Origin of the sequence: Acinetobacter sp. AS5, from assembly GCF_048957595.1 — a bacterium.
In the GTDB taxonomy this organism is placed as follows: domain Bacteria; phylum Pseudomonadota; class Gammaproteobacteria; order Pseudomonadales; family Moraxellaceae; genus Acinetobacter.
Map to the genome: position 1 here is coordinate 1 of NZ_JARDAL010000073.1, position 8,888 is coordinate 8,888.

Annotated in this window: 8 protein-coding genes and 1 pseudogene; 2 read left to right on the forward strand and 7 right to left on the reverse strand. The window is 39.5% G+C overall.

The features are described 5' to 3' along the window. Window positions 1-476: 476 nt before the first annotated feature. A pseudogene (locus PV763_RS16210) lies at window positions 477-716 on the forward strand (transposase); the annotation flags it as partial. Window positions 717-795: 79 nt separating this feature from the next. On the opposite strand, the gene PV763_RS16215 reads toward PV763_RS16210, so the two are convergent. From PV763_RS16215 to PV763_RS16245, 7 genes are read right to left on the reverse strand one after another with little or no spacing between them, the layout of a single operon-like run. Further along, a complete protein-coding gene (locus PV763_RS16215; RefSeq protein WP_420938215.1) occupies window positions 796-2,097 on the reverse strand; it encodes an MSMEG_0569 family flavin-dependent oxidoreductase in 1,302 nt (433 codons plus the stop codon). A gap of 10 nt (window positions 2,098-2,107) precedes the next feature. Continuing rightward, complete coding sequence (locus tag PV763_RS16220; RefSeq protein ID WP_348960536.1) at window positions 2,108-2,398, reverse strand: MSMEG_0570 family nitrogen starvation response protein; 291 nt, start codon at window positions 2,396-2,398, stop codon at window positions 2,108-2,110. Beyond that, on the reverse strand, window positions 2,391-3,437 hold the full coding sequence (locus tag PV763_RS16225; RefSeq protein WP_420938217.1) for a sll0787 family AIR synthase-like protein: 1,047 nt from the start codon (window positions 3,435-3,437) through the stop codon (window positions 2,391-2,393). Before PV763_RS16225 ends, PV763_RS16220 begins: the two co-directional genes overlap by 8 nt. Further along, window positions 3,437-4,000, reverse strand: coding sequence for an MSMEG_0567/Sll0786 family nitrogen starvation N-acetyltransferase (locus PV763_RS16230; RefSeq protein WP_348960535.1), 564 nt, complete (start codon window positions 3,998-4,000; stop codon window positions 3,437-3,439). Before PV763_RS16230 ends, PV763_RS16225 begins: the two co-directional genes overlap by 1 nt. A gap of 10 nt (window positions 4,001-4,010) precedes the next feature. After that, window positions 4,011-5,090: an MSMEG_0568 family radical SAM protein gene (locus tag PV763_RS16235; protein ID WP_348960534.1), complete on the reverse strand. Its 1,080-nt coding sequence runs from the start codon at window positions 5,088-5,090 to the stop codon at window positions 4,011-4,013. A 36-nt stretch (window positions 5,091-5,126) separates the two neighbouring features. Next, window positions 5,127-6,119 (reverse strand): Nit6803 family nitrilase, encoded by a 993-nt coding sequence (locus tag PV763_RS16240; protein ID WP_348960533.1) that lies wholly within the window; start codon window positions 6,117-6,119, stop codon window positions 5,127-5,129. 24 nt (window positions 6,120-6,143) lie between these two features. Next, window positions 6,144-6,626: an MSMEG_0572/Sll0783 family nitrogen starvation response protein gene (locus PV763_RS16245; RefSeq protein ID WP_279676506.1), complete on the reverse strand. Its 483-nt coding sequence runs from the start codon at window positions 6,624-6,626 to the stop codon at window positions 6,144-6,146. Window positions 6,627-6,858: 232 nt separating this feature from the next. Here PV763_RS16245 and PV763_RS16250 point away from each other — a divergent pair, with 232 nt between their 5' ends. Continuing rightward, window positions 6,859-8,769, forward strand: coding sequence for a sigma 54-interacting transcriptional regulator (locus PV763_RS16250; protein WP_420938216.1), 1,911 nt, complete (start codon window positions 6,859-6,861; stop codon window positions 8,767-8,769). Window positions 8,770-8,888: the final 119 nt, after the last annotated feature.

Here is an 8,888-nt window from a genome sequence, read left to right on the forward strand (position 1 = left end):
TCTCTTGAATTAAATAATTTTGCTGATTAATTTAAGATCAAATAAATTGTACGTTTTTTGATTTATGACGGAAGTCTCTTAATTTATGAGTTTATCAACCCAAAATATTCAAAAAATAGGGTCTTAGTTTATCTATTTAACCCTATTCTTACTCTCATCTTAATATGCCATTTTTCGACTATTAAAGTCGTGAGCTGTCAACAAAAATTCACTCTCTGCAACACCCACTATGCCACCTTTATATCTAAACTTTTCAGCGATTCGAAGTTTACGCTCTAAATCACCAATTGATTATTTAATCATTTTGAAATTGAGCAGCCAACAATCCCCTTTCGATTTCACGAAAGCTTATGAAATTTTCTTAACGAATAACTTTTTAGTGTAAAATGAACCAACATCAATATAAAAACAATGAATAGCCACCGATTTTGTAGACACCTTTTAGTTAGATAAAATGGCTAATTAACGAGGTGCTTATGAGCAGTAAACGATACCCTGAAGAATTCAAAATTGAAGCAGTAAAACAAGTCACTGAGAAAGGTCATAGTGTGGCTGAAGTTGCTACACGTTTAGGAACCACTACACATAGTCTGTATGCTTGGATCAAACGTTATGATCCACAGCAGCCCAAGACAACAGAATCTAGTGATCCAACTACAGAATTAGCGAAATTAAAAAAAGAGCTGCAAAGGGTCACTGAAGAAAGGGACATATTATCGGATCAATCTTAAAAAGTTCAGGTTCATCTGTCCACTGTTTGCAGCCGAAAGTTGAGACTATTCAGCTGCCTGATAATTAAGCCAATGATGATAATGTTGAGGATATATGCTGTGGTGTAACAATTAATTGTTGAATGAGATGATCAGCAATAAACTCAGCATCTTTAGCAACATCCATAAAACGTCCTGAACCCCATGTGTTTAACCAAGGTAAACCAATAAAGCTTACTTCAGAGTCAACGGTAATACCGCGATCATGTTTTGGATATCCATTTGTCTGGAATATATCTAAATCAATCCAAGAATAGTCTGGTCTAAATCCGATACACCAAATGATTGAGGTGATGTTCTCTTCAACTAAATCGATATGGGTAATTTCCTGCTCTGGCTGCCAAAGTGGCTGATATACAGATGCTGGTTCTTCAGTCACAATATTATTTTTCTCTAGATAGTCATCAATAGAGGCATTAATACGATTGTAAGTTGCATCTGCCATATCTAAGTTCTGGATTAAATCTGGACGGAATACAAACTGACCTTCCTTATAATCCTCAAATCGTCCAAGCAGTCGCATACCTTCTAATGCAAATTTACGTAGATCAATATCACGACCACCATCTCGCCCAGTCACGTAATGATTAGTGCTGTTACGAACTTCTTCACTGTATCGATGATCTTTGACTGTAGTCTCGTAATAGCCCATTTCATAAAGCCACTTCACTACGTCTTTACCACGATAAAAACGTGCACAGCGTGGTGCATCTCCCGTAGAAAGATAGACCTTTTTACCAGCCAAATGTAGATCTTCAGCGATTTGGGCTCCCGATTGCCCTGAACCGACAACCAAAACATTACCTTCAGGTAACTGTTCCACATTAAAATATTGTTCTGAATGCAGAACTAACACTTGCTCAGGCACTTGATCACTTAGTTTTGGATAAATTGGGGTGTGATAACCACCAGCTGCTACAACTAATTGTTTAGCAGTAGTTGTACCTAAACTAGTTTCAATTTCAAAGTGTTGCGGTGCAATTTTTGCAACATGCTTAACCTGAACATTTAATAAAACTGGTGGACTCAGTTTTTCAATGAAGTCGTCTAGATATTCAACAATTTCATTTTTTTTCATAAATCCGTCAGGGTCATTGCAGTTATATGGATGCTCTGGAAGCAAGCATTGCCAATTGGGGGTAACTAAAGTGAAATTATCCCACCGTTTACTACGCCAGCTATGGGTTAACTCTGATTCTTTTTCTAGAATTACATGATCAATCCCTGCTTTTTGTAGATAATGACTGATACATAACCCTGCCTGGCCACCACCAACAATCACGACGTCATAATTTGGCTGTAAATCTTGAATTTGCATATTAAGCATCTTGTTCTCCTTATTCATTGTGCATTTCAGTAATTTCAATTTGGTCTTCGTCTTTTAAGGCGAATAAGTTAGCTTGGCGTTTAATCGTGGATAGGCTGTCCATGGCTGAACTACATGCAAAGCCATAACGTACTCGTACTCGTTCTGATGCAGCAGATAAGCCATCTTCAGCCAGCTTTAAAAACTGTATTGCTGGATATGAATGTCCTTTAGATAGATATTCATAAATCACCGTGGATGGAGAGTAATATTGAATCAGCTCGCCATTCGGCCATTTCACGGTAAAATTAACGCTAGGCATATGCTGCCTCCTTCTCTATCGGCTCAATCGGATCCGACTGAGCCTTTAACTTTTTTAAAATTCCGACATAGTTAAAACCAGTAAATTCTTGCTGATTAAAATCCCAAAATTGAGCACTTTGCTTCTGATCATGCACATGAACTTTTCCACTGGCATTACTTTCACCAATCACTGCACAGCAAATACCCTGACTTTCAAATAACTCAATGATCTCTTCGCATTCGCCTTCATCAGCTGTCAGCAAAAATCCATAACTTGGAAATATTTGTAGCCACGTCTGCCAGTCCACATTTTGTGGTTTTGGAATTTTTTGAAGGTCTATGTCTGCGCCACTTTGCGTTGCCTCAAGTAGCATGAGCAAACTGCCTAAAACACCTGCATTACTAATATCTCGTGCGGCATATACTACTCCTTGCTGGGCAAGTTTCGGCATTACTGAGAGCTGTGCTTGCAAAATACGCCCGGATACACGTTCAAAGCATTTCCAATACACAGTGTTGGGATGAAATTGACCTTGTAGATTTAAAGCAATCAAAATCTTTTGTTGTGGTTTAACATGCAAAACAGACAATAATTTTTGTGCTGTACCTTGAATGGCAACAGATAAAGCTGGCTGATAATTTTCAGCAATATTGCTATGTCCACCAATCATTGCCACATCATAGGCAGTACAAGCATCTTGCATGCCTTGCATTAACAATTGAGCATGCTCAACATTTGTATGCCAAAAGCTATTCACAACTGACAATGCACGACCACCCATTGCTGCAATATCACTGATATTTGCCATGACTGCAGACCAACCAGCAAAATAAGGATGATTAGCAACAAAACTAGGCAACATCCCTTCACACGCATGTAAAATATATTGTCCCTGGACGGCAACAGCAGCAGTATCATCTCCAGGGTAAGCGTACAAAGCTTGCAGAGAGTTGACTTTATCCAGATTCGGGATCATTACACTTTTGGCAATCACCTGTTTTGATTGCATAGCTGGAGTTTTTCTTAAATATTCAAGAAGTTGATTGAGTGATATCATCATTCCACCTCTTTTTGCATATAAGCCTGCATGACCACATGCTGTAGCGGATAATGCTCAATTTGAGCTTGCATCATCATGTGCGGAATTTCAGCAACCATTAATTCACGGACACTGTTCCAACATAATTTCTGAAAATAACGCTCATTTTGTTGCTGTACAGTCGCTAAGAATGTTTTACATCCTAGATTTTTTGCAGTCGTCACTGCTGCATTAATCAGTGCTTTCCCAATAGCATGATGATGGCGGTATAATGGCTCTACACATAAACGCCCACCCCACCATGTATTTGTTCCGTCTGGGAAAATACGCACAGCGCCTATTACACGATCATGCTCACCAAACATTTGCCCAATCGCAACAATACCTAGAGCTTTAAAGTCATATTCATCACGGTCTTCTTTTAGAATCTTTTGTTCATCGCGAAAAGTTGTCTCTCGCAGGCGATAATATTGACGACGTTCCCAGTCTTCAGTAACCACTTTGATAACAATGTCATCTGTGACAAACTGTTTAAGTTCTTCATTTAATTCTATTAACCATGGATAACCAGAAAGTTGCATACTATTTCTCCTACTCATAAGCTTTCAGTGAAGAACATGCTCCACATTTGGCACAACCCGCTTGAGTGTCTTCAGAGTTAAGTCCATGTAGACGGAGTTGCTCACCAATTTTTGGATAGAGTGCCTGCATAAAGGCTTGCTCGGGTTTTGAATGATGTTCAAGCGCTGTTCCCTGAATGGGTACAAATGGCACTACAAACGGATAAACGCCCATCTCGGTCAATTTAGCGGTCATTTCAATGATTTCATTTTCCGTATCACCTAGCCCAGCTAAGATATAGGTACTTACTTGTCCCCGACCAAATACCTCAACTGCCGCCTTAAATGCTGCAAAATAAGTATCGAGAGAAACCTCTGCTTTACCCGGCATAATTTTATGACGTACACGATCACTTACCGCTTCAAGATGCATACCAATTGACACCACACCTGCATCTTTTAACTTCTGAAACCATGTAAAATCATCGGGTGGTTCACATTGCACCTGTATAGGCAAATTCACTTCGGCCAAAATAGCTTTCACACTGTCATATAAAATCTCTGCTCCACGATCTGGAGTGTTGGGTGTGCCAGTGGTAATGACCATTTGCTGTACACCGTCGAGTTCCACAGCTGCTTTTGCAACTTCTGCGAGCTGCTCTGGACGTTTCCGAATTAAAGTACGACCACTTTTTAACGATTGGTCGATCGAACAAAATTGACAAGCCGTAGCTTTATCATTCATACGAATGCAATGTTGTAATACTGTTGTTGCCAAGACGTCGTGGCTATGCAAAGTTGCAATTTGCTCATATGGAATATCTTCGTCAGTGGTCAAGTCATAAAACTTTGGACGAGATGGGGCTGTTAAAGTTGCTACAGGAATCCTGTTTTTAAATACGATCACTTGGTCAGAATCTGGATCAGCTTTAGCACTGTATGGAGACTCTTGTGCAGCTAGATTCAACACTGGAATCATCACCGTCTGCCCATCTAGGCTGAGTGCTTTATGATCACTTGGCCCTGCACCGCCCTTACGAGATAGACCAAATTCACCGTCCCATTTCAGACCGTTACATTGCAAATCAGTCAAAAGTTGTATTGCAGACATACTCGCCCCCTCTCTTTAGAATTGGTTTAATAAGCTTTAAACCTGCTCTTCTGTAAATCTGGAAATTTTTTCGAGATTTGTTAAATCCGAGGATTCAACTTTAAGCTCATGCAATACCTGTGTCGGACGACGATCAATCAATAAACTTAACAATTCTGGGCGGCTATAATGACCAACTGAATCCATCATGCGTTTACGTTTATCAATTAATGAAAAATCAAGATCCGCGATACTGTATCCTTCACCCTGAGTAATAGGTTCGGCCAAAAATTTCCCTTCAGGCGAGACAATAGCGGTGAAGCATCCACCCGAAATTGGGCCAATTTCACAACCGGTATCTTTCATAATTTGTTGTTGTTGCTCTGGATGTAGCCATGCAGTCGCATTAACTACGAAACAACCTGACTCCAAAGCATGGTGCTGAATAGTGGCGCTTATCTGATCTGCGAAAATTTGACCAACCAATGATCCTGGAAACATTGCTGCGTGAATTTGTTCACCATCGGCCATTAAGGCAAAACGTGCCAAAGGGTTGTAATGCTCCCAACAAGCCAGTGAACCCACACGTCCCACAGCAGAATCAATTGCACGTAAACCACTGCCATCGCCTTGTCCCCATACCATACGCTCATGATAAGTTGGGGTGATTTTTCGACGATGCTGAATGATTGAACCATCAGCATCAAATAACAGCTGTGCGTTGTAGATTGTTCCACCCGCGCGCTCATTAATCCCAATAGAAACTACCATTTTTGCTTCAGCACAGGCTTGACCAATCGCAAAGGTTGCTTCAGAAGGGACAACTACAGATTCATTGAGCAGTTTTAAATGTTCCTTACCCATTGCAAACGGTGGTTGTACAAAAGAAAAGTAAGGGTAATAAGGCACTACCGTTTCAGGAAAAACAGCAAACTGTACGCCTTGTTTACCTAACTCGAAAATCGTATTACAGATTTTTTGTACGGTTTCCTTTTGGTTATAAAGCACTGGACTACACTGTACTGCTGCTGCTTTTACAATCTGATTCATGTCTTATTCCCCTTTCTTAAATCTTTAAACAGTCCAAGTATCAATGATCAGTGCATTGTCACGACGCATCAGTAATTTTAAGTCCATTACATCCAAAGGATTGATTGGACGAATCCCTGGCATTAATGCTTTTTCGGTTTGACCATATAGCGCTTGTAATGCGAATCGGCAGGCATAAACTTCACCACCTTCTTCCATAAAGGCTCTAAGTTGATTATTCACTGCCAAATGTCCCGGAAATGCTTCTGCACCCAATGTTGGAAATCCACGTTGTACCCCCAACTGCACACCTGGACCGTACAGCAAAATTTTGGTTTCAAAGCCTTTACGTAATAATCGTTTTGCTTGTAATACATTGACCAAGCCAATAGAGCCTTCAAATGCAACGGTATGGAAAGTCACCAATGCCTTTTCACCCGGCTGAGCTTTCACATCCTCAAATACCTTTTCTTCATAATCGACAAGAAAATCACCATCTTTGTATTGTTCAATATCAACTTTTGGCATAGCCGTTCCTCATATCTACGGTTTCAATTCAACCAACTGTTTTGGTCTATCCGTGTTATTGCGAGAGCCATGCCAACATGATTAAAATGCTGTTTTAAAAGTTTTATATTATTGAAAAATATATTTTTATTATTTATTTATGGGAGTTTTATAAAAATAAAAATGTGTTGAATAGCTACGGTTTTTCGTAGTATTATGAAAATTCATAGTTAAGATTACGATTTTTCATAGCATGAATAATATCGATTTTATTTCTGATTGGGCGTCTTCTGAAGATTCAATTCGCCCGCTTGCTTTTGAGCATACATCTCAAGCATTAATCGTGATCGACCCACATCAAAATCGCTTTATCGATTTGAATATTAGCGCGTCTCAATTATTACGCTATGAACGACATGAATTGATTGCCAAAACAGTTACTTCTGTTTTTGGACACATCAATCAATTGCCACATCTTATGGCGTTTACAGACGAAGCACTCTGTAAGGGTTATGCTTGGAACAATGAGCTATATGCTTTTGATAAAGAACATGAAAAAATACAACTCGATGTCACCGCCATTCGTCTGCCTTATAAAAATAAAAATCTCCTCATTTGGTCATTGGTCGATGTCAAAGATCTTGAATTACGCCAATTTAACAAAAATGCTGACAAGGTCATTCGTGCAGGGCTAAAAGAATGGCAAGCCTTACAAGAGATGTTTATTGACTCAGATACAGGCAAACATTTATTACTGAGTTCCGTTGGTGATGGTATTTACAGCATTAATAAACAAGGACTATGCACCTTTATTAATCCCGTTGGCGCAAAAATGCTTGGTTTACAACCCGAAGATGTTCTTGGTAAAAATATCCATAAGGTTCATCACCATACTCATGAAAATGGAACGCACTACCCTGTTGAAGATTGTCCAATTTATGCTGCAGTGCATGACGGTATTGTTCATGAAGGCATCCAAGAAGTTTTCTGGCGACGTGATGGTAGCTATTTTCCAGTCGAATTTACCAGTACGCCCATCATCCGTGACAGTGAAATCATTGGTGCTGTGGTGGTCTTCCGAGATATTACTGAACGTTTAAATACTGAAAAACAACTCACACATGCGCTAGAAGAATTACAAGATTTAAAAAGCCGCTTAGAGCAACAAAATGAATATCTACAAGAAGAAATTTTACAAGAAAATCAATATCATGAAATTGTAGGTAATAGCCCAGCCATTCTACAAATTATTGAAAAAATAAAAGTGGTAGCATCTACTGATGCGAATGTCATGATCTATGGAGAATCAGGAACTGGAAAAGAGTTAATCGCACGTGCCATCCACCAGTCCAGTCACCGTAAACAGCATCCACTGATTCGTGTGAACTGTGCGGCGATCCCCTCTGAATTATTTGAAAGTGAATTCTTCGGACATGTTAAAGGTGCTTTTACAGGCGCAGTTCGTGATCGAGCTGGACGCTTTGAACTTGCTGATCAAGGGACTTTATTTTTAGATGAGATTGGCGAGATTCCACTCGAATTACAAAGCAAATTGCTCCGAGTATTGCAAGAAGGGACTTTCGAAAGAATTGGGGAAGAAAAAACACGACACGTTGATGTCAGGATTATTGCTGCCACTAATCGAAAATTAAAAGAAGAAGTGAAGCTGAAAAACTTCCGTGAAGACTTATATTTCCGTCTGAATGTATTCCCAATCCATTCTCCTGCATTACGTGAACGTAAACAGGACATTCCTTTACTGGTCTCGCACTTTACCAAGCTGATCAGCGAAAATCGTAAAGTGCCTTATTTACCTTTTTCACAAAAGCATATACTCGAACTGCAACACTACGACTGGCCAGGTAATATTCGTGAATTACAAAATGTGTTGGAACGTGCATTAATCACTGCCAAACACGGTGCTGTTTCTTTCCAATATTTACTGGAACAAGAACCATCTCAGACCGTACAGCACAATCACGCCGCAGCAATCGAACAAATCCTGACGATACAACAACTCAAACAGTTAGAAACGACAAATCTTCAACTGGCAATCAAACAATGCGAAGGGAAAATTTTTGGTGATGAGGGTGCAGCTAAACTGTTAGGCATTAATCCTACGACACTAATTTCAAAATTAAAAAAAATGGGAATTGAATATTAAAAACCTCTCTTAAAAGCATGATCGAACTTGATCATGCTTTTCAACGGCTTTGTTGCACAAACCTATCTGTAAAGGGTTTTTCAGCGATATAATTTTCAAATGAAGAAGCCTACACACAA

Excerpts from the sequence above, each read along its gene's own strand:
- PV763_RS16215 (WP_420938215.1), bottom strand. The coding sequence starts at position 2,097 with ATGCTTAATATGCAAATTCAAGATTTACAGCCAAATTATGACGTCGTG.
- PV763_RS16220 (WP_348960536.1), bottom strand. The coding sequence starts at position 2,398 with ATGCCTAGCGTTAATTTTACCGTGAAATGGCCGAATGGCGAGCTGATT.
- PV763_RS16225 (WP_420938217.1), bottom strand. The coding sequence starts at position 3,437 with ATGATATCACTCAATCAACTTCTTGAATATTTAAGAAAAACTCCAGCT.
- PV763_RS16230 (WP_348960535.1), bottom strand. The coding sequence starts at position 4,000 with ATGCAACTTTCTGGTTATCCATGGTTAATAGAATTAAATGAAGAACTT.
- PV763_RS16235 (WP_348960534.1), bottom strand. The coding sequence starts at position 5,090 with ATGTCTGCAATACAACTTTTGACTGATTTGCAATGTAACGGTCTGAAA.
- PV763_RS16240 (WP_348960533.1), bottom strand. The coding sequence starts at position 6,119 with ATGAATCAGATTGTAAAAGCAGCAGCAGTACAGTGTAGTCCAGTGCTT.
- PV763_RS16245 (WP_279676506.1), bottom strand. The coding sequence starts at position 6,626 with ATGCCAAAAGTTGATATTGAACAATACAAAGATGGTGATTTTCTTGTC.
- PV763_RS16250 (WP_420938216.1), top strand. The coding sequence starts at position 6,859 with ATGAATAATATCGATTTTATTTCTGATTGGGCGTCTTCTGAAGATTCA.